At 72.1% G+C, this 19,432-nt stretch carries 17 protein-coding genes and 1 pseudogene; 10 read left to right on the forward strand and 8 right to left on the reverse strand.

The window, feature by feature from the left end; genetic code table 11:
* Window positions 1–112: 112 nt before the first annotated feature.
* Both LNK82_RS28925 and LNK82_RS28930 read right to left on the reverse strand, forming a co-directional pair.
* Window positions 113–1,723, reverse strand: a complete 1,611-nt coding sequence (locus LNK82_RS28925; protein ID WP_230567926.1) for an outer membrane protein assembly factor BamB family protein — start codon at window positions 1,721–1,723, stop codon at window positions 113–115.
* A 580-nt stretch (window positions 1,724–2,303) separates the two neighbouring features.
* Complete coding sequence (locus LNK82_RS28930) at window positions 2,304–2,873, reverse strand: hypothetical protein (RefSeq protein ID WP_230567925.1); 570 nt, start codon at window positions 2,871–2,873, stop codon at window positions 2,304–2,306.
* A gap of 112 nt (window positions 2,874–2,985) precedes the next feature.
* Here LNK82_RS28930 and LNK82_RS28935 point away from each other — a divergent pair, with 112 nt between their 5' ends.
* The 7 genes from LNK82_RS28935 (at window position 2,986) to LNK82_RS28965 (ending at window position 9,197) form a co-directional block, all read left to right on the forward strand.
* Window positions 2,986–3,420: an Hsp20/alpha crystallin family protein gene (locus tag LNK82_RS28935; RefSeq protein WP_230567924.1), complete on the forward strand. Its 435-nt coding sequence runs from the start codon at window positions 2,986–2,988 to the stop codon at window positions 3,418–3,420.
* A 213-nt stretch (window positions 3,421–3,633) separates the two neighbouring features.
* Window positions 3,634–4,158 (forward strand): DUF6886 family protein, encoded by a 525-nt coding sequence (locus tag LNK82_RS28940; RefSeq protein ID WP_230567923.1) that lies wholly within the window; start codon window positions 3,634–3,636, stop codon window positions 4,156–4,158.
* 333 nt (window positions 4,159–4,491) lie between these two features.
* Entirely contained in the window at window positions 4,492–5,133 is a 642-nt protein-coding gene (locus tag LNK82_RS28945; RefSeq protein WP_230567922.1) for an HAD family hydrolase, read from the forward strand.
* On the forward strand, window positions 5,130–6,137 hold the full coding sequence (locus tag LNK82_RS28950; protein ID WP_230567921.1) for a phosphotransferase family protein: 1,008 nt from the start codon (window positions 5,130–5,132) through the stop codon (window positions 6,135–6,137). Before LNK82_RS28945 ends, LNK82_RS28950 begins: the two co-directional genes overlap by 4 nt.
* Window positions 6,137–7,348 (forward strand): acyl-CoA dehydrogenase family protein, encoded by a 1,212-nt coding sequence (locus LNK82_RS28955; RefSeq protein ID WP_230567920.1) that lies wholly within the window; start codon window positions 6,137–6,139, stop codon window positions 7,346–7,348. The genes LNK82_RS28950 and LNK82_RS28955 overlap by 1 nt, the downstream gene beginning before the upstream one ends.
* A gap of 3 nt (window positions 7,349–7,351) precedes the next feature.
* Window positions 7,352–7,762, forward strand: coding sequence for a winged helix-turn-helix transcriptional regulator (locus LNK82_RS28960; protein ID WP_230567919.1), 411 nt, complete (start codon window positions 7,352–7,354; stop codon window positions 7,760–7,762).
* Between the two features lie 613 nt (window positions 7,763–8,375).
* Window positions 8,376–9,197, forward strand: coding sequence for an SDR family NAD(P)-dependent oxidoreductase (locus LNK82_RS28965; RefSeq protein WP_230567918.1), 822 nt, complete (start codon window positions 8,376–8,378; stop codon window positions 9,195–9,197).
* Here LNK82_RS28965 and nikE read toward each other — a convergent pair.
* The 4 genes and pseudogenes from nikE to LNK82_RS28985 form a co-directional block, all read right to left on the reverse strand.
* A complete protein-coding gene (nikE, locus tag LNK82_RS28970; protein WP_230567917.1) occupies window positions 9,152–10,741 on the reverse strand; it encodes a nickel ABC transporter ATP-binding protein NikE in 1,590 nt (529 codons plus the stop codon). The genes LNK82_RS28965 and nikE overlap by 46 nt on opposite strands.
* The gene (locus LNK82_RS28975; RefSeq protein ID WP_230567916.1) at window positions 10,738–11,622 is read right to left on the reverse strand and encodes an ABC transporter permease; all 885 of its coding nucleotides are present in this window, start codon (window positions 11,620–11,622) and stop codon (window positions 10,738–10,740) included. The genes nikE and LNK82_RS28975 overlap by 4 nt, the downstream gene beginning before the upstream one ends.
* Window positions 11,619–12,619, reverse strand: a pseudogene (locus tag LNK82_RS28980) (ABC transporter permease). Before LNK82_RS28980 ends, LNK82_RS28975 begins: the two are co-directional and overlap by 4 nt.
* Window positions 12,571–14,316, reverse strand: a complete 1,746-nt coding sequence (locus LNK82_RS28985; protein WP_230567915.1) for an ABC transporter substrate-binding protein — start codon at window positions 14,314–14,316, stop codon at window positions 12,571–12,573. The pseudogene LNK82_RS28980 and the gene LNK82_RS28985 overlap by 49 nt, the downstream one beginning before the upstream one ends.
* 131 nt (window positions 14,317–14,447) lie before the next feature.
* On the opposite strand from LNK82_RS28985, the gene LNK82_RS28990 reads away from it, so the two are divergent.
* From LNK82_RS28990 to LNK82_RS29000, 3 genes are all read left to right on the forward strand, one after another.
* A complete protein-coding gene (locus tag LNK82_RS28990; RefSeq protein WP_230567914.1) occupies window positions 14,448–15,275 on the forward strand; it encodes a M55 family metallopeptidase in 828 nt (275 codons plus the stop codon).
* On the forward strand, window positions 15,268–16,554 hold the full coding sequence (locus tag LNK82_RS28995) for a M20/M25/M40 family metallo-hydrolase (RefSeq protein WP_230567913.1): 1,287 nt from the start codon (window positions 15,268–15,270) through the stop codon (window positions 16,552–16,554). Before LNK82_RS28990 ends, LNK82_RS28995 begins: the two co-directional genes overlap by 8 nt.
* 237 nt (window positions 16,555–16,791) lie before the next feature.
* Entirely contained in the window at window positions 16,792–17,118 is a 327-nt protein-coding gene (locus LNK82_RS29000; protein WP_230567912.1) for a hypothetical protein, read from the forward strand.
* 731 nt (window positions 17,119–17,849) lie between these two features.
* Here LNK82_RS29000 and LNK82_RS29005 read toward each other — a convergent pair.
* Window positions 17,850–18,290 (reverse strand): MarR family winged helix-turn-helix transcriptional regulator, encoded by a 441-nt coding sequence (locus LNK82_RS29005; protein WP_230567911.1) that lies wholly within the window; start codon window positions 18,288–18,290, stop codon window positions 17,850–17,852.
* 45 nt (window positions 18,291–18,335) lie between these two features.
* Window positions 18,336–19,328, reverse strand: a complete 993-nt coding sequence (locus LNK82_RS29010; protein WP_230567910.1) for a trypsin-like serine peptidase — start codon at window positions 19,326–19,328, stop codon at window positions 18,336–18,338.
* Between the last annotated feature and the right edge of the window lie 104 nt (window positions 19,329–19,432).

Raw genomic sequence — 19,432 nt, forward strand, 5'->3', positions numbered from 1 at the left:
CCGCGTAGCCGGCGCGCGGGGGGGGGGGGGGGGGGGCCGCGGCGCCCGCGCCCCCCCCCCCCCCCCCCCCCCCCCCCCCGGCCGGCACCAGGTTTGTCGCAGGCTCCGACGGTCACAGGCCGAACGCGAGCAGCACGTCACCGCCGTCCGGGTTCGGGTACTCCGGCGAGTAGCCCGCCTGCACGTACACCATCCCGTCGGCCACGACCGCGCCACCGCCGCCGCCGGAGATCGTGCCGCCGCGACCCGGCAGGCCGTTCACCCCGGTGAAGTCCCGGATCGTGTCGTAGGTCCACAGCACCCGGCCGTCACGCGCCGAGTACGCCCGCAGCTTGCCGTCGTTGCCGCCCTCCCACACCAGACCTGGGCTGCTCGTCACCGCCGGGCCGTGGCCCAGCGAGCAGATCTCCGGGTGGGCCGCCGCGCCGCCGGTCGTGCAGCCGTCCGCCGGGTTGGGCGTCTCCCACAGCACGCGGCCCGTGGCCGGGTCCACCGCGAACACCTTGCCCGGGTCGGCGAAGTAGGTCGCGATGTAGAGCCGGTGCCCGTCGTAGCTCGTGCCCCACTGGATGCCCGAGATGCCGCCGCCGGGCAGCGGCACACCCAGCTGCCGACGCCACACCACCTCGCCGGTCGACGCGTCGAACACGTGGTACACGCCCACCTTCTGCCCCACCCCGACCAGGTGACGCCCGCCGACGGTGAACAGGTTCGGAGTCGCGCCGATGTCGTAGTCCAACGCCGATCCGTCCTTCAGACCGGGGCAGTAGCCCTCCGGGTCGGGGCTGTTGCACAACCCGCGCCACGTGTCGGCCTTCGTGACCTGGTTGCGCCACTTCACCACGCCCGTGCGGTGGTCCAGCGCCAGCAACGTGTCGAAGTCGCCCGCGCTGCCCGTGTAGTTCTGGCCAGTGCCGACGTACACCGTGCCGCTGCGCGGGTCGACCACCGGCGAGCTCCACACCCCGGCGCCCGACGGCTCGTACCTGGTCGCGCCACTGGGCCACGTCCCGACCGCCTGCGGTTCCGGCACGGTGTAGTGCCGCCACACCAGCTCTCCCGTGCGCGCGTCCAAGGCGTCGATGTGGCCGCGGAACGTGCAGCACGGGTAGTTCGGATCGTCGGTCCCGTCCGGGCCGGTGGCCGCGTTCTCACCGCTCGACGTACCGACGTACACCTTCCCGTCGTGCACCATCGGTGAACTGGTCACCGTCGCCGCCGGGTGCGCGTCCACCTGCTCGGCCCACACCACCCGACCCGTGGCCTGGTCCAGCGAGTAGACGAAGCCCCGGATGTCGCCGAAGTACACCCGCCCGCCCGACACCGACGGGCTGTCCCACGGGATCGCCGGACGCGCCCCCGGAGCGATGCCGGAGAGGTCCGTCGTCCACACCTCCGCGCCGGTCTCGGCGTCCCGCGCGTAGAACTTCCCGTCCGGGCCGCCGAAGAACGCCACCCCGCCGACCACGGCGGGCTGGCTCCGCACCGGAGCCGTCGATTTCGGGAACGCGAACGCCCACTTCACCTTCAGCTTCGACACGGTGCGAGGCGTGATCCGCCACTCCGCCGCCGCGTACCGCGACCCGGCCGCGTCCTTCGACCACGTGGCCCAGTCACCCGACCGGTCCGGCCGCCCCGGCGAGGCCGACGTGACCCCCGCCCCGACCAACGCCACCGCCGAAGCCGCCGCCACCAACGCCACTGCCCGTTCAGAGATCGGCATCCCATCCCCCTGCCATTGTGGAAAGCCTTTCCACCGTGACAGCGGAAACCGACGACCACGAGCCACGAAAGGACCGGATCCCATCGGGAGAAGGTCCACCCCGACCGAGCCGATCGGTTGATCCCGACCCACCCCGCGAAGGACTACCCTCCTCCGGCGTCATCACGGCCGACACCGGCACCGTGCGCACCGCGCCCGCCTGCCGAAGCACGGCCCCGCACCCCCACCGCCCCACGACCTGATCCCCGACCGGACCGACAGCTCCGACCGCCGTTGCAGCTGACCTGGCCGCTCACCCCGACGGTCGACCAGGTCGCTCGGCGAGTGCGACCCGCGAGGTTCCCGGTGCACCTGACGGGGTCGTCCGAGCGGCCACTGCAACGGGCCTGTCAGGAGGTCGGCCGCCTGCCGTGGCGTGAGCGGACCCGTCACGTCGTCGAGCGGGCGGCACGGGCGCTACAGGTGGCGGCAGGTCGTCAGCGGACGTCAGGATCGTCCGCCGGCATCAGGTGATGGCCGGTGGTTGCCACGTGGTGGTCAGTTGCGGTGAGGTGGTTGCGACCTGGCGGCCAGGTCGTGGTCAGGGGTTGTCGCGGAGCATCTGGTTGTCCCGCAATGTTTGGGTGTCGCGTCGCACCTCCTCCGCTCGGTCGCCGACGGCCTGGATCTCCTCGGCCAGCTCCGGGTGGCTGGCCCGCATCCTGCCCAGCGCCGCCATCAACGGCTCCAGCAGCGCCACGGCGTCGTCCGCCGCCAGCGCCTCGCGCACCACGACGTCCATCCGGCCGACCTGACCGGCCAGGCTGCGCAGCGACGCGGCGTTGTCGCGCGCCCACTGCGACACCGCGCGGTCGGCCGCCCGTCTGTCCCGTTCGGCACGCACCCGGCCCTCGGCCGTCGCACCCAGGTTCGACGGGCGCAGCCGCAGGTACCGGCGCTCCGCCGCCTGTCTGCTGGCCACCCCCAGCGCGGGCGCGAGCTCGGCCCAGCTCGTGCCCAACCCGCGCGCTGCGGCGATCAGCTGTGGTTCCCATCCGGCCAGCTCGTCGCGCAAGTGCCGCAGGAGGACCAGTGCGGACAGCACCTGCCCCGCACTGAGGTCTTCCCCGGTCGCCGCCGCTCGGACGGTCTCGTAATCCCCGATCGCCATGACGTCAACTTACCGACGACATTCGGTCTTGTCAACCACATGACGACATGGTAGAACTGAATCGCAGCGCAATCACCAGCGCATTGACCACGTAGACCAGGAGGTGTTCCCGATGTTGATGCGCACGGACCCGTTCCGGGAGCTGGACCGGCTGGCGCAGCAGTTCTTCAGCGGACCGGGCACTTGGTCGCGGCCCACACCCATGCCGATGGACGCCTACCGCGCCGGGGACCAGTTCGTCGTGGAGTTCGACCTGCCGGGTGTCACGCCGGACGCCATCGATCTCGATGTCGAGCGCAACGTGCTCACCGTCAAGGCCGAGCGTCGCCCCAACCGCACCGACGACGTCGAGATGCAGCTGTCGGAGCGACCGCTGGGCGTGTTCTCGCGCCAGTTGTTCCTCGGTGACTCGCTCGACGTCGAGCGGATCAAGGCCGACTACGACTCCGGCGTGCTGACGCTGCGCATCCCGATCGCGGAGAAGGCGAAGCCGCGCAAGATCGCCATCGGCCACACCGACGACGCCCCGAAGGAGATCAACGCCTGACACATCGACGCCGTCGGATACCGGATGTGCACCGGGTCTACGGCAGGTAGGCCCGGTGCACATCGTCCACCGACCACGACTGCGCCGCCGCAGCTCCGCTACGCCGACCACGGTTCCATCGACGCGGTGCCGTCGCGACGCGGTCGGTCACCGGCGTGGCAGGAGCGGAAATCGGTGGATCGCGCCGGCCGGCATCCGACAGGATCGCCGACCATGCGACCGGCGCAGGGGGAAGTCCTGCACTTCTCCGAAGACCCCACGATCACCCGGTTCGAGCCGCACGTCGCCGCCACCGCCCGGCAACCCGAGGCGTACGTGTGGGCCGTGGACTACGCACGGTCGCCCGACTACTGGTTCCCGCGCCAGTGCCCCCGCGCGCTGACGTGGGTCGAACCCACCACCAGCGCCGAGGACCGGGCGTGGCTGGGTGTCGAACGGGTTCACGCGATCGAGTTCGGCTGGTTGCGCCGGATGCAGACCGCGCGCCTGTACGCCTACCGGTTCGACGCGCGGGCGTTCCGGCCGTTCGGCGAACCGACCAACGCCCACGTGGCCACCGAACCGGTCGAACCCCTCGGCGCACCTGAAGCTGTCGGCGACCTGCTGGCGTTGCACGAGGACGCGGGCATCGAGCTGCGGCTGATGGCCAACCTGTGGCCGTTCTGGCGACGGGTGGTCGCGAGCACGCTCGGGTTCAGCGGGATCCGGCTGCGCAACGCCCTGCCCGACCCGGCCTGACAAACCCACAGCCGTCCACTCCCGCGTGTTGGCCGTGAACTCGCCCGGGAACAGGTACGTCCACTCCATCCCGGACGACCCGATCGCCCAGTGGTACACCCGCAGCCGCGACTCCAGTGGATCGTCGTCGGACCGGCTCGGGCGTTGCGCCCGGGATGCGTCACCCGCCGCACCCCGGCGCCCACCTCGGTCCGACGGCGCCGGTCGCACCGGTGACCGGAATCGGCATCGCTTCCTCCAAGGCGGACAAGAAAGCACGACTCATCGACCCTGGTGAGGAAGGGGCGAACGACCGGGGTTGCCGACATACCGACCGGTCGGTACCCTCGCGACGTGGACGAACGGCGCATCGACGCGGTGGTGTTGGACTGGGGCGGCGTGCTCACGGTCTCCGTGCCCGCCTTCATCGAGGACTGGCTGACTTCGGAGAACATCGACCGGGACCACTACGGCCGGACCATGCGGACCTGGATGGGCCGTGACGCGGTCCCCGGCAACCCGGTGGCCCGCCTGGAGACCGGCGAACTCGGAACCGCCGAGTTCGAAGCGCTTCTGGCCGCCGAACTGGTCACCCTCGACGGACGCGAGGTGGCGTCGAAGGGCCTGCTGCGCCGCATGTTCGGCAGCGCCCATCCCGACCCGAGGATGGTCGACCTGGTCCGCGAACTGCGCGCCGACGGCCTGCGGACCGCGCTGCTGTCCAACAGCTGGGGCGAGGGCTACCCCGAAGAGCTGCTGCTCGAGCTGTTCGACACGATCGTGATCAGCGGACGGATCGGACTGCGCAAGCCCGACCCGCGCATCTTCCAGCACACCCTCGACCAGATCGGCCTGCCCGCCCACCGGTGCGTGTTCTTCGACGACGCGCCGGTCAACGTCGAAGCGGCGCAGGCTGTCGGCCTGCACGCCCACCGGCACACCGACGCCGACACGACCCGCGCGGTGATCGCCCAGCTCAGGGGAGTCGCCGCATGACCGAACTACCCGGCCTGGACCTCGACCGGCTCGCCGCGCACCTCGGCGCCGGCCCGTTGACCGGCGAACTGATCCCCGGCGGACGGTCCAACCTGACCTACCGCGTCACCGACGGCGAACACCGCTGGGTGCTGCGCCGACCGCCGCTGGGCCACGTGCTGGCCACCGCGCACGACATGTCCCGCGAGCACCGCGTGATCAAGGCCCTGGCGGACACCGCCGTGCCGGTGCCGCGGGTCGAGCTGCTGTGCGAGGACACCGACGTCATCGGCGCGCCGTTCTACCTGATGGAAGAGGTGCCGGGCGTGGCGCTGCGGCACCGCGACCAGTGCCCGTGGCTCACCCCGGACAAGGCACGCGCCCTGTCCGAACGGCTGGTCGACGTGCTCGCCGACCTGCACGCCGTCGACCCGGAGGAGGTCGGCCTGACCGACTTCGGCCGACCGGACGGCTTCCTCAAGCGCCAGGTCGCCCGCTGGGGCAAGCAGCTCGACGCCTCCCGCAGCCGTGAGCTGCCCGGTATCGACGAGCTGCGCGACCGGCTCGCCGACAGCGTCCCCGACTCCGCCCGTGCCACGATCGTGCACGGCGACTACCGGCTGGACAACGTCCTGGTCACCGAGGACCCGCTGGACATCAGCGCGGTGCTGGACTGGGAGATGGCCACGCTGGGCGATCCGCTCGCCGACGTCGGCCTGCTGTGCGTGTACTGGAACGGCATCGGCGCGCGCGACGACGATCCGATCACCGGCACCGTGCCGACACTGCCCGGGTTCGCGGGCACCGACGAGCTGGTGCGCCGCTACGCCGAGCGCAGCGGCGCCGACACCGGCGGCCTGGCCTGGTACACGGCGTTCGCCTACTTCAAGCTCGCCGTGATCCTCGAAGGCATCCACTTCCGCTTCACCCGCGGCCAGACCGTGGGAGCGGGGTTCGACCAGATCGGCCAACTCACCCTGCCGCTGGTGCGACAGGGACTCGCCGCGAGCTCAGGGGAGCACTGATGGACTTCGCCTACGACGCCAAGACCGAGGACCTGCGCGACCGGCTGCTGCGGTTCATGGACGAGTTCGTCTACCCGGCCGAGTCGGTCGCCGAACAGCAGCTGGCCGACGCCGAGGACCCGTGGGCGCGCCCGGCGGTGCTGCAGGAGCTGAAGGCCGAGGCGCGCCGGCAGGGTCTGTGGAACCTGTTCCTGCCCGACCCCGAGCACGGCGGTGGCCTGACGAACCTGCAGTACGCGCCGCTGGCCGAGATCACCGGCCGCAGCCCGCACCTGGCGCCCGAGGCGCTCAACTGCGCCGCGCCGGACACCGGGAACATGGAGGTGCTGGCGATGTTCGGCACCGAGCAGCAGAAGAAGCAGTGGCTGCGGCCCCTGCTGGACGGCGAGATCCGGTCGGCGTTCTGCATGACCGAGCCGGACGTGGCGTCCTCCGACGCCACCAACATCGCCACCAGCATCACCCGCGACGGCGACGAGTACGTCGTCAACGGCCGCAAGTGGTGGTCGTCGGGCGCGATGAACCCCGACTGCGCGATCTTCATCGTGATGGGCAAGACCGACCCCGACGCCGAACGGCACCGCCAGCAGGCGATGATCCTGGTGCCGCGCGACACGCCGGGCGTGCACGTCAAGCGCGGCATGCACGTGTTCGGCTACACGGACGCCTCCCACGGCGGGCACGCCGAGATCGTCTTCGACAACGTCCGCGTGCCCGCCGACAACCTGATCGCCGGCGAGGGCGAGGGCTTCGCGATCGCCCAGGCCCGCCTCGGCCCCGGCCGCATCCACCACTGCATGCGGCTGATCGGCATCGCCGAACGCGCGCTGGAGCTGATGTGCCGCCGCGCGATCTCGCGCGTCGCGTTCGGGCAGCCGATCGCGCGCCAGGGTGTCGTGCAGGAGTGGATCGCCGAGTCGCGGGTGCGGATCGAGCAGGCCAGGCTGCTGGTGCTCAAGACGGCGTGGCTGATGGACACCGTCGGCAACAAGGGCGCGCACACCGAGATCCAGGCCATCAAGATCGGCACGCCGCTCATGGCCGAGTGGGTGCTGGACAAGGCGATCCAGGCGCACGGCGCGGGCGGCGTGAGCCAGGACTTCCCGCTGGCCGAGCTGTGGGCGGCGGCGCGGACCCTGCGCCTGGCCGACGGCCCCGACGAGGTGCACCGGATGTCGTTGGCGAAGCGGGAGCTCAAGCGGTATTTGTGACTGGTGAGCGACTTCGACGTGTTCCTCGCCGACTGCCCCGCCCGCACGACCCTGGAGGTCGTCGGGCACACCTGGTCGGTGGTGGTCGTCGTCGCCCTCGGCGACGGGCCGCTGCGGTACGGGGAGCTGCTGGACCGGATCGGCGGCATCAGCAACAAGATGCTCACCCAGACCCTGGCCCGGCTGCGGGGCAACGGCCTGCTGACGAGCGTGGACGGGTGGCACGAGTTGACCGACCTCGGCCGGTCGCTGCTCACGCCCGTCCGCGCGCTCGCCGCGTGGGCCGAGGAGCACACCGGCGAGCTGCTCGACGCCCGGCGGGACGCCGACGTGGACACCGACGTGCTCCACGCGGGACGTCAGGTCGAGCCTCGGGACGAACCGCTCGACATCCGGCGGCACGCGGTGGGATAGGCCGCGGGCGACGCGGCAGCACGTGACGACATGGCACGTGGGCGCGCTCGAGCGCTGCCGGTTAGGTCGGCCGCGGGCGGGCGGCGCGCGAAGCGGATCGATGGGCACGACGCGATCCGCGGCCACGTGCTGGACGGCGGGCGGCAGGATCGGCGGGGGCACGGTCGGCCGGGGTCGGCGGGTAGGGCGGCGGACGGCCCGACCGCCCGACGTCCCGGGCGGCGATCCGCGGGCAACCGCTCTGGTGCAACCGTCCCGGGGCGGAGGTGCTGAGGGTAGGTCCTGGCGCGGGGGTAGGTCCTGGCGCGGAGATCCTCGGGCGAGATCCCGGAGCGAGGTCGGGAGCCGAGATCCGGGGTCGGGATCTCGGGGTGGCGGTCCTCAGGGGATGTTCGCGGGGTGACTGTCCGGGGGCCTCCGGTGGGGTTCAGGGGCCACGGGTTGGTTGCCGGCCTCGTTGTTTCAACCGACGTTCGAGTTCAATGATAACGCCGTATTCTTTGAAAGCCGCCGGCAGGATCACCCGTTCGTGGACGCGCCCGGCGAGAAACCGCTGGTCAGGGCGTCGCCGGAGGAACCGATCGGTTCCTGGACCTGCGCGATCATGGCCGACATGACCCGCATCTCCGTCGTCACCGGCGCCAACCAGGGCCTGGGTTTCGCCCTCGCCGAAGGCCTCGCGCACCGCGCCGCACCGTCCGACGTCGTCTACCTCACCGGCCGCGACGCCGGTCGGGTCGCCGACGCCGCGGCCCGCATCGACCACGACGCCATCCGCACCCACGTGCTCGACGTCAGCGACGCGCACTCCGTCGCCTCCTTCGCCGACGACCTGCGCGAACGGCACGGCGGGGTGGACGTGGTGCTCTCCAACGCCGCCGCACGGCTCACCCCGGGCGCGCCGTGGAGCGACCAGGTCGGCCCCTTCGTCGCCACCAACAACCTCGGCACCACCCACGTGCTGCGCGCGTTCACCCCACTGCTGCGCCCCGGCGGCGCGCTGCTGGTCGTGGCCAGCTCCTTCGGCACCGTGCGCCAACTGCCCCACCACCTGCACGAGCGCTTCGCCGCACGATCGCTGGACGACGTCGACGCCACGATGCTCGCCTGGCGCGACGCCGTGCTCGACGGCACCGCGACCGACCAGGGCTGGCCGGACTGGATCAACATCCCCTCCAAGGTCGGCCAGGTCGCCGCCGTGCGCGCGGTCGCCGCCGAACGCCGTGACGCCGACGCCGCCACCGGCACGCTGATCGCCGCCGTCTGCCCCGGCCTGGTCGACACCGACGCCTCCCGCCCGTGGTTCTCCGACATGAGCGGCGCGGCCAGTCCGGCCGAGGCGGCGAAGCCGGTGCTCGACCTGGCGCTCGGGGCGCGCCGCCCGGAGCACTACGGCGAGCTGGTCCAGTTCGGCCGGGTGTTGCGCTGGTCGTGAGGCACGGCCGCGAGCAGGGTGCGCGTGTAGTCGTGCCGCGGTGACAGCAGCACCTGCTCCACCGTGCCCTGCTCCACCAGCTCCCCCTGGTACATCACCGCGACCCGGTCGGCGATCGTCCACGCCAGACCGAGGTCGTGGGTGATCACCAGCGCCGCCAGGCCCAGCTCACGGCGCAGCCGCAGCAGCAGCGCCAGGATCTCCCCTCGCACGGAGGCGTCCAGCGACGCGACCGGCTCGTCGGCGACCAGCAGCCGCGGACCCAGTGCCAACGCGCCCGCGATCACCACGCGTTGGCGCTGGCCGCCGGACAGCTCGTGCGGCAACGACGGGAAGAACAGCTCCGGCGGACGCAGCTCTGCCTGCGACAACGCCTCGGCGACCCGCGCGGACTCGTCGCCGGGCACCCGGTGGATCCGCAGACCCTCCGCGACCGCCTCGTACACCGAGTGCCGCGGGTTGAGCGCGCTCGTCGGGTCCTGCAGCACCAGTTGCACCTGCCGCCGGTACGCGCGCAGGCCCGCCGCCGACCGGGGGAGTTCGACGTCCTCGAACAGCACCCGGCCCGCGGTCGGCTTCTGCAGTCCCAGCACCGTGCGGGCCAACGTGGTCTTGCCCGAGCCGGACTGGCCGACCAGCGCGACGATCTCCCCGGCCCGCACCTCCAGGTCCACCCCGGCGACGGCCTCCGTCGCGCCGAACGACACCCGCACGCCCTCCGCCCGCAGCAGCACCGGCCCGCCCGGCGCGACCTCGGACGGCGTCACGTGCCGCGACGCCGGATCGCCCACGGTCGGGAACGCCGCCGCCAACGCCTGCGTGTGCGGGTGGGTCGGCGACGCGATCACCTCCCGCGCCGGCCCTTCCTCCACCACCTGCCCGTGCCGCATCACGGCCAGCCGGTCGCACGTGGAGGCCAGCACGGACAGGTCGTGGCTGATCATCACCAGCCCGATCCCGCGCTCGGCCACCAGCCGCTTGAGCACGTCGAGCACCTGCGCCTGCACCACCACGTCCAGCGCCGTGGTCGGCTCGTCCGCGATCACCAGGCGCGGCTCGCACGCCAACGCCATCGCGATCATCACCCGCTGCTTCTGCCCACCCGACAGCTCGTGCGGATAGGCCCGCGCCGCCCGCGCCGGCAGCTCCACCTGGTCCAGCAGCGCCGACACCGACCCGGTCACGCCGTGCAGCCGCATCGGCTCGGCGATCTGCTCGCCGACCCGGTGCACCGGGTTCAACGCGTGCATCGCGCCCTGGAACACCACCGACGCCGCCGCCCACCGCACCGCCCGCAGCCGGCCCCACGACATGCCCTGCACGTCCTCGCCGTCGAGCAGCACCTGGCCCTCGACGCGGGCGTTGCGCGGCAGCAACCGCAGCACCGACATCGCCACGGTCGACTTCCCGCACCCCGACTCCCCCGCCAACCCCAGCGTCCGCCCCGCCTCCAACGCCAGCGACACCGACCGCACCGCGGTCGCCTCGCCACGCGCGGTCCGGTAGTGCACGCTCAGGTCGCGCAACTCCAGCAGGCTGCTCACCGCTCCCCCTTCAGCCGCGGGTTGAGCACCGTCTCCAGGGCCCGCCCGCACAGCGTGAACGCCAGCACCACGCACACCACGCCCAGCCCCGGCGGCACCAGGAACCACCACGCCCGCTGCGACACGGCGCCGTGCATGTTCGCCGCGTGCAGCAGCGACCCCCACGACACCCGCGTCGGGTCGCCCAACCCCAGGAACGACAGGGTCGACTCCGCCACGATCGCGCTCGCCACCGTCAACGTCGTGTTCACGAACACCAGCGGCAGCACGGCGGGCAGCACGTGCCGCCCGATCACGTGCCCGTGCCCGCCGCCCAACGCGCGCGACCGCTCGATGAACGGACGCGCCTCCACCGCCAGCGTCTGCGCCCGCACCAGCCGCGCCGTCGCCGGCCACGACGTCACCCCGATCGCCAGCACGATCGTGCCCAGCCCGCGCGGCAGCACGGTCGACAGCGCGATCGCCAGCACCAGCGACGGCAGCACCAGGAAGAAGTCGGTGAACCGCATCAGCACCGCCGACACCCACCCGCCGAAGTGCGCCGCCGCGATCCCGACCACGGTACCGATCAGCACCGACAACACCGTGGCCGCGAGGCCCACGACCAGCGAGATCCGGGTGCCCCACCACGTCAGCAGCAGCACCGACCGCCCGTTGTGGTCCGTGCCGAGCCAGTGCGAAGCCGACGGCGGCTCCCACGGCCGCGCGGTCACCCGCGTCACGTCCAACCCCGACGCGTCGGTCACCACCGGCGCCAGCACCGCCAGCACCGCGATCACCGCCAACCCGATCAGCCCGACCAGGCCGCCGCGCTGGGAGGCGAACTCCCGCCACGTCGCCCGCGCCGCGGCCCGCCGCCGCTGCCACGCGATCGCCGTCACGACGCACGCACCCGCGGGTCCAGGACCCGGTACAGCAGGTCCGCGAACACGTTCATGGTGATCACCGCTCCCGCCAGCACCACGAACGTGCCCTGCAGCAGCGGCAGGTCCGGCCCGGTCAGCGCCTCGTAGGTCAACAGGCCCAGCCCGGGCCAGGAGAACACCGTCTCCACCGTGATCGCGCCCGACACCACCAGCCCCAGGTGCAGGAACACCAGCGTCACGGTGGGCAGCAGCGCGTTGGGCACCGCGTGCCGCCGGCGCACCAGGTCGTCGCGCAACCCCTTCGCCCGCGCCGTGGTCAGGTAGTCGGCGTGCATCTCCTCCAGCAACGACGACCGCATCACCAGCAGGTACTGCGCGTAGACCACGGCGATCATGGTCAGGCACGGCAGCACCATGTGGTGCGCCACGTCCACCGCCTGCGACAGGAAGTCCGGCGGCGTGTCCGGGTAGCGCATGCCGCCGCTGGGGAACAGGTCGCCGGTCGCCAGCGACAGCAGCATGCCCAGCCAGAACGTCGGCATCGCCCACTGCGCCAGCGCCAGCCCGGTGGAGATCCGGTCCGACCGCGACCCGCGCCGCCACGCGCCCCGGATCCCCAGCCACAGCCCGATCACCACGGCCAGCACCGTCGACGTGCCGGTCAGCAGCACGGTCGGCCACAGCCGTTCGCCGATCAGCTCCAGCACCGGCCTGCTGTAGACGTAGGACGTGCCGAAGTCACCGCGCAGCGCCGCGGTCAGGTAGTCGACGAACTGCTCGTCCAACGGCTTGTCCACGCCCAGCCGCGCGCGCAGCTCGGCGAGCTGGTCCCGGTCACCGGCCGGCCGCGGGTCATCGCGACCACCGGGTCGCCGGGGATCACCCGGAACAGCAGGAACCCCAGCGCCACCACGAACAGCAGGCTGACCAGCGCGCCGCCGACCTTGCCCGCCAGGTGCCGGATCACTCGCGGTCCTCCGCGCGCAGCCCGCGCCGCCGGCCGATCAGCCACGCGCCGCCGACCAGCACGATCAGCGCGCCGCCGACCACGCCGAGCACCAGACCGGTGTTCGAGCCCGTGTCCGCGCCCGCCGACGCGACCGGTGTCGCGCCGTAGTAGCCCCACACGCCGTTCTGGGCCATGATCACGCCGCCCGGGTCGGGCTGCACGGGGAACGAGGCGAACTTGTCGCTGCGGTAGGCCTCCAGCGCGTTGTCGTAGCCCAGGACCACGGCCGGCACCTGGTCGTAGAACCGCTGCTGCATCTTCAGCACCAGCTCGCGCCGCTTCGCCGGGTCGAACTCGGCGCGCTGCCGGGCGTAGAGGGCGTCGTACTCCGGGTCGCAGAAGAACGTGTCGGTGGTGCCGCCCTTGCCGTCGGCGTTGGGCCGCTGGCCGCACGTGTGCAGCGACAGGATGAAGTCCGGGTCCGGGTTGGTGCCCCACCCGGAGAACACCAGGTCGAACGTCCCGGCCGTGCTGGACTCGTTGAGCTGGTTGTCCGAGACGATCTGCACGTCGACCACGATGCCCAGGTCGGCCAGCGACCGCTTGACGAACTCGCCGGTCTGCTCGTCGTAGGCGCGGCTCGCGTGCCCCAGCAGCCGCAGCTCCAGCCGCCTGCCCTCCGGCGAGACGCGGATGCCGTCCGCGCCACGCGCGTAGCCCGCCCGGTCCAGGTCGGCGTTGGCCGCCGCCGGGTCGTAGGGGTGCGCCTGTTGCGGCGTGAAGTGGTAGTCGCCGAACACCGGCGGGATCGGGCCCGTGCCGCGCTGCGCGTAACCGCCGTTGACCTTGGCGATGATCCCGTCCAGATCCAGCGACTTGGCGATCGCCCGGCGCACCACGACGTCCTTCAGCGCCGGGTGGCCGTCGCCGATCGGCTCGCCGGTGCGCGTCGCCGCACCCGAGTTGATCACGATCTCGTTGAAGCGACGGCCCTGCGCCTGGTTGCGCGTGATCCCGTCCTTGTCCTTGAGCGAGTCGAACTGCGCCGGACCCATCCGGTTGACCAGGTCGACCTCGCCCTTGCCCAACGCCTGAACCGCGGCGTCCGAGGTCTTGTAGTAGGTGAACGTCAGCTCGTCGTACTTGGGCGCGCCGCGCCAGTAGTCCTTGTTCGCCTTGAACTTGATGAACTCGTTGGCCCGGTACTCGGTCAGGATGAACGGCCCGCTGCCCACCACCGGGGTCTGGTCGTTGCGGTACTCGCCGATGTCGGTGACCTTCGACCACACGTGCTCGGGCACGATCGGCACGTCCAGCGCCAGCATCGTCGCCTGCGGCTGCCTGGTCTTGATCACCAGCGTGCGGTCGTCGGTCGCGGTGACGGACTCGAAGTCGGCGGTGAAGCTGCCGTTGGCCGTGGCGGCGGTCTCGTCGCGCATCATCAGGTCGTAGGTGAACGCCGCGTCCCGCGCGGTGATCGGCTGCCCGTCGGACCACTTCTTGCCCTCGGGCACGTGGAACGTCCACGTCAGCCGGTCCTCCGAGGACTCCCACCGGTCGGCCAGGCCCTCCACCGGGCGCTGGTCCTTCACGTCGTAGGCGGTCAGGTAGTCGTACATCAGCCTGCCGACCTCGGTGCCCGCCTGGAAGACCGACAGGAACGGGTTGAGCGAATCCACCTGCTGGGTGATCGCCACCCTCAACGTCACCGCCTGTTGCGCCTGCGCCGGTGTCGGCGCCAGCACCGCCACCATCGTCATCGCCGCCGTGATCGCACCGAACCGTCGGATACCCACAGTGACCGCCTCCCGCCCGTGAGTGGAAGTCAAGAAGTAACCACTCCGTCGTGGCATGCGTCAAGAACCGACATCGGCTCGGTACGGTGAACGGCATGCGGATCTTGATCTCGGCCGACATGGAAGGGGCGACGGGGGTCACCTGGACCGCCGACGTCGTCCCGCAGACCGAGCAGTGGCAGCGGTTCCGCCGGCTGTTCACCGGCGACGTCAACGCCTGCGTCGCGGGCGTGCACGCGGGCGGCGCGACCGACGTGCTCGTCAACGAGGCCCACTCCTCTCAGCGCAACCTGCTGCTGGAGGACCTCGACACCCGGGCGCGGCTGCTCACCGGGCGGCACAAGCCGCTGTCGATGATGCAGGGCGTCGACTCCGGCGTGGACGGCGTGGTGTTCCTCGGCTACCACGCGGGCGCGGGCCAGGAGGGCGTCCTCGCGCACACCTACCTGGAGAACTCCATCACCGGCGTGTGGCTGGACGGCGTGCCCGCGAGCGAGGGCAGGCTCAACGCCGCGCTGGCCGCCGAGCACGGCGTCCCCGTGCTGCTCGTGACCGGTGACGACAAGGCGTGCGACGACGCCCGTGACTACGCGCCCGACGCCGAACTCGTCGCCGTCAAGGAGTGCGTCAGCCGCTACGCCGCCGTCTGCTCACCCCCGCAGGTGACCTCCGAGCTGATCACCGCGGCCGCCCGCACGGCCATGGGCCGCGCCGGGCGGGGGCCGGGCGCGGTCGCGCCGCACCGGGTCGAAGTGGAGTTCGACGCCACCCACCTGGCCGCCGCCGCGGCGGTGATCCCTACGGTGGAGCAGGTCGGAGCACGCCGGGTCGGGTTCGACGCGGCGTCCATGACCCTGGCGATGCAGGCGTTCAAGGTCGTCACCGCGATCGCCGCGGGGGCGGTGGAGGGAATCTATGGCTGAGGACGTCGTCGACCTGTGCGCCGCGCTGCTGCGCTTCGACACCACCAACCGCGGCGGCGGCGAGTCCGCCGGCGAACGGGAGGCCGCCGAGTTCGTCGCCGCCCACCTGGACGCCGTCGGCGTGCGGGCCACCGTGCTCGAACCCGCGCCACGCCGCGCCAACGTGCTGGCCCGCGTCCCCGGCGCCGAACCCGACCTGCCCGCGCTGCTCGTGCAGGCGCACCTGGACGTGGTGCCCGCCGACCCGGCCGAGTGGAGCGTGCCGCCGTTCGCCGGGATCCAGCGCGACGGCTACCTGTGGGGCCGCGGCGCGGTCGACATGAAGGACATGATCGCCATGGTGCTGGCCGTGCTGGGCGCCTGGTCCCGCGAAGGGCGACGGCCGCGTCGCGACATCGTGCTCGCGTTCGTCGCCGACGAGGAGGACCGCGGCGAGTTCGGCGCGCACTGGCTGGTCGACCACCACGCCGACTTCTTCGCCGGCTGCGCCACGGCGATCGGAGAGTCCGGCGGCTACGCCCACCCCGTCGGGCACCGGCGCGTCTACCCCATCGGGACGGCCGAGCGCGGCACCTCCCACCTGCGGCTCACCGCCACCGGGCGCGCCGGGCACGGCTCACGCCGCAACGACGACAACGCCGTGGCCACGCTCCTCGCCGCGCTCGCCCGCGTCGCCGCCATCCGGCACCCCGTGCGGCTCACACCCACCGTGCGGGCGTTCGTCGAACGGGTCGGCGCCGCGCTCGACGTGCCGGTGGACCTGTCCGACGTCGACGCCACCATCGCCCGGTTCGGCACCGCCGCGAAACTGGTCGAGAACACCGTCCGCAACAGCGTCACGCCCACCGTGCTGCGAGCCGGGTACAAGGTGAACGTCATCCCCGGCAGCGCCACCGCCGAACTGGACGTGCGCACCCTGCCCGGCGCCGTCGACGAGCTGCTGGCCTCGATCGACGTCGCCCTCGGCCCGGACGTGCGGCGCGAGTTCATCGCCGACGAACCGCCCGTGCAGGCGCCGATCGACTCCCCGTGGTTCGACGCGATGGCCGCGGCGCTGCGCGCGGAGGACCCCGAGGCCGTGGTCGTGCCCTACTGCATGGGCGGCGGCACGGACGCCAAGGCGTTCAGCCGGCTGGGCATCGACTGCTACGGCTTCGCCCCGCTGTCGCTGCCGGCCGGCTACGACTACCGCGCCATGCCGCACGGCGTGGACGAGCGCGTGCCCGTGGACGGGCTCCGCTTCGGCGCCCGCGTCCTCGACCGGTTCCTGTCCTCGTAACACCCCTTCACACGATCGGGTGCACAGGCCCGCGTATCCCCACCCTTCCCGTCAGCCTCCCAGCTCGCGGAGTGATGGTGGAGGAGGCCGGAACGTGTGGGCGCGAATCACCAGAGGAGCGGTGGCGGTGGCGGTCGTCGTGGGCGTCACCTCGTGCCAGAGCGGGGTGTTGTACCGGCCGCTGAAGTCCCAGCCTGCGCGGAGGCCCAGTCCACCCTGGACGGGCAGTGGAGCTCGATGACGAGCCCGCGCAACGTGCTGCTCTACCAAGCCGGGGTCCACCTGTGCCGCGGCGAGGGATCGGCCGGCCGCGGGATGTACGACCGCGCCTCCCGGTACGGCTGGGCGACGAACACCGGCGCCGACGGCAGCGGCGAGGTCGACTGCGCGACCTACCGGGCCGTGCGCAGCGTCCTGGAGCAGCAGGCGTCCGAGACCTTCGCGTGCGCCGAGGGCAGGCCGCCGACGTGGCCGACCGACACCGACCGCGACGACCCTCGCACCAACACCACCACCACCGCGATCACACGGACGGGCACCACCACCCTCACGACCACGTCATGACTTCGCCGGCCGACCGGGACGCGCCCGGCAAGGGCTCCGACCAGCCGGACGCGGTGCAACGCGTCGGCGAGGCGCTGGCCAACGTCACCGTCCTCACCGGCCTGCTGGTGTACTTCGGCTGGCGACGCAGCGACGTGCAAGCCCGGGAACTGGGCATCGACAGCTCCGTGCTGGGCATGACCACCACCGACTACGTGCTGCGCAGCGTCGGACCGGTGTTCCTGCTGCTGGCGGTCGTCGTGGGGATCGCCCTGCTCTGCCGGTGGCTGGAACCCCGCGTCCGCGCGGCGGGCGACCGACCGGGCAACCGCGCACGGGCGCTGTCGGCACTGCTGTCGCTGGCCTGGCTGATCCTGCCCGCCCTCACCGTGGCGCTCGGGCTGCTGTTCCCGGTCACCAGCTTCTACGCGTTCCCGCTCGCGGTCGGCGGCGGGATCCTGCTGTCGCTGTACGCGAGCCGCCTGCGCCGCCCCGACGCGCACCCCACGTGGACCAGGGTGCTGGTCTTCGCCGTCGTGTCGCTCTCGCTGTTCTGGTCGGCGGGCAACTACGCCGAGGTCCGGGGCGTCGACCTCGCCCGCGCCTACGCCGCCGACCTGCACGGGCAGACCGCCGTCGTCGTCTACGCCAGGGAACGCCTGCACATCACCGCGCCAGGCGCCTGCGAGGAACCCCTGCCCGTGTCGAACTGGGCCACGGCGAGCAGGCGCGCCCACCGGGCTGCCCGGCCGCTACAGGTCCGGGTCGGTGATCTCCCGCAACCTGGCCAGCGCGTCGAGCAGCGCCACCATCCGCGGCCGGCCCAGGTGCGCGGTCCACTCCCGCTGCACCTCGGCGATCGCGGCCAGGCAGACCGGGATCGCGGCGCGCCCGCGTTCGGCCACCCGGATCAGCCTGGCCCGCGCGTCGGTCGGATCCGGGCCGCGCTCCACGTAACCGGCGCGTTCGAGCTGGTCGACCAGGAAACCGGCGGTCTGCTTGGTGATCCGGGCAGCCTCCGCGAGCTCCGTCAGCCGCGACCCGTCCGGGGCGATCCGGTGGAACACCCGCGCCTGCGCGGGCGTCACGTCGTCGAACCCAGCCTCCGCCAGGGCGGCGAACACCCGGTTCTCGAGCTCGCGGTGCGGTAAGTACAGCAACAAGCCGAGGTCGGGCACGTCACTCCTTGACATCGGTCAGAGAAGTTGATCACCCTATCGTGTCGCGCCCCTCGGCGGTCACGGGAAGTCGGTGCGCGCCTTGCGGACGAGCCGGTTCAGGTCGGAGCCGCCCGAGCACCAGTTCTCGGTGCCGGACAGGAAGACCTGGCCCGTCGCGGAGATGACGGCGACGACCTGCGTCTGGTCTCCCCACGTGCCGAACATCGGCGAGCCCGACTGCCGCGGCATGGCATCGGCGGTGGTGGTCATCGCCCGTCCGGAGCCGAGGTCGAACTCGTCCTCGTCCAGCGCCACCCGCTGCTGGAACGTGGGGATCAGCCCCTGACCGGAGCCCTGCGGGAAGTCGCCCGCGTAGCCCATCGTGTTCCACAGGTGATCGTCGTCCCAGCCGCTGTCGTACTCCCTCGTGCCCAGGAAGCCGAACGCGTCGCCGATGCGCTGCTCGGTCACCAGCACCGCGTAGTCCTCGTCGAGCGTGGTCGCCCCCACGTCACCGATCTGGGTGAACGCCATCGCGAACGTCGCGTGGGTGCGGGCGCGGAAGCCGTTCCCGTGGCGGTGGACCTCGATGGTCTCGGCCTGGTCGGTGGACCACTCGACGACGTGGCTGGCGGTGAGGACGTGACGGGGACCGATGATCACGCCCGAACCCCGGGAACCGAACGCGGTCGTGATGAGGCAGACGCAGCCCCACGGGAAGGCGTGGTCGTTGTAGGTCTTGCGGTCGTCGGGGTGCCAGATGACGAGCGGCTCCAGCTCGGCCCCGCCCCGGTGGCGCACCCGCGGAGGCGGCGGCACCTTGGCCCGTCGCGGCTTGCCCGCCGCCTCGACCCAGTCCGGGCGGTAGGACTCCACCGGGTCCGTGCCGAGCCGGGCCCACGACTCCTGCGCCCGGTCGACGCGGCGGACCTCGCGGGTGTGCCGCGGCGAACCCTCGAACAGTTCGCGGAACTCATCCGGTGGCCGGGCGGTCGCCTGCCGGCGCGGTCGGCGGACCAGGTCCTCCCAGCGTTCCGGGTACTCGGGCGATCCTCGTTGCGGCTCGTTCATCACGGTGCTCCCCTCTCGTGTCATCGCGGATGTAGATGACGTCGTCGCCGTGACGGGAGGCGTGTCGGTGACGAGGGAAAATGACACGAACGAGTGACGCTGTC

Origin of the sequence: Saccharothrix luteola, from assembly GCF_020859565.1 — a bacterium.
Lineage (GTDB): Bacteria > Actinomycetota > Actinomycetes > Mycobacteriales > Pseudonocardiaceae > Actinosynnema > Actinosynnema luteola.

Coding starts and splice junctions, on each gene's coding strand:
- LNK82_RS28955 (WP_230567920.1), top strand. CDS start 6,137: ATGGACTTCGCCTACGACGCCAAGACCGAGGACCTGCGCGACCGGCTG.
- LNK82_RS28985 (WP_230567915.1), bottom strand. CDS start 14,316: ATGACGATGGTGGCGGTGCTGGCGCCGACACCGGCGCAGGCGCAACAG.
- LNK82_RS28935 (WP_230567924.1), top strand. CDS start 2,986: ATGTTGATGCGCACGGACCCGTTCCGGGAGCTGGACCGGCTGGCGCAG.
- LNK82_RS28995 (WP_230567913.1), top strand. CDS start 15,268: ATGGCTGAGGACGTCGTCGACCTGTGCGCCGCGCTGCTGCGCTTCGAC.
- LNK82_RS28940 (WP_230567923.1), top strand. CDS start 3,634: ATGCGACCGGCGCAGGGGGAAGTCCTGCACTTCTCCGAAGACCCCACG.
- LNK82_RS28950 (WP_230567921.1), top strand. CDS start 5,130: ATGACCGAACTACCCGGCCTGGACCTCGACCGGCTCGCCGCGCACCTC.
- LNK82_RS29010 (WP_230567910.1), bottom strand. CDS start 19,328: ATGAACGAGCCGCAACGAGGATCGCCCGAGTACCCGGAACGCTGGGAG.
- LNK82_RS28965 (WP_230567918.1), top strand. CDS start 8,376: ATGACCCGCATCTCCGTCGTCACCGGCGCCAACCAGGGCCTGGGTTTC.
- LNK82_RS28990 (WP_230567914.1), top strand. CDS start 14,448: ATGCGGATCTTGATCTCGGCCGACATGGAAGGGGCGACGGGGGTCACC.
- LNK82_RS28930 (WP_230567925.1), bottom strand. CDS start 2,873: ATGGCGATCGGGGATTACGAGACCGTCCGAGCGGCGGCGACCGGGGAA.
- LNK82_RS29005 (WP_230567911.1), bottom strand. CDS start 18,290: ATGTCAAGGAGTGACGTGCCCGACCTCGGCTTGTTGCTGTACTTACCG.
- LNK82_RS29000 (WP_230567912.1), top strand. CDS start 16,792: ATGACGAGCCCGCGCAACGTGCTGCTCTACCAAGCCGGGGTCCACCTG.
- LNK82_RS28925 (WP_230567926.1), bottom strand. CDS start 1,723: ATGCCGATCTCTGAACGGGCAGTGGCGTTGGTGGCGGCGGCTTCGGCG.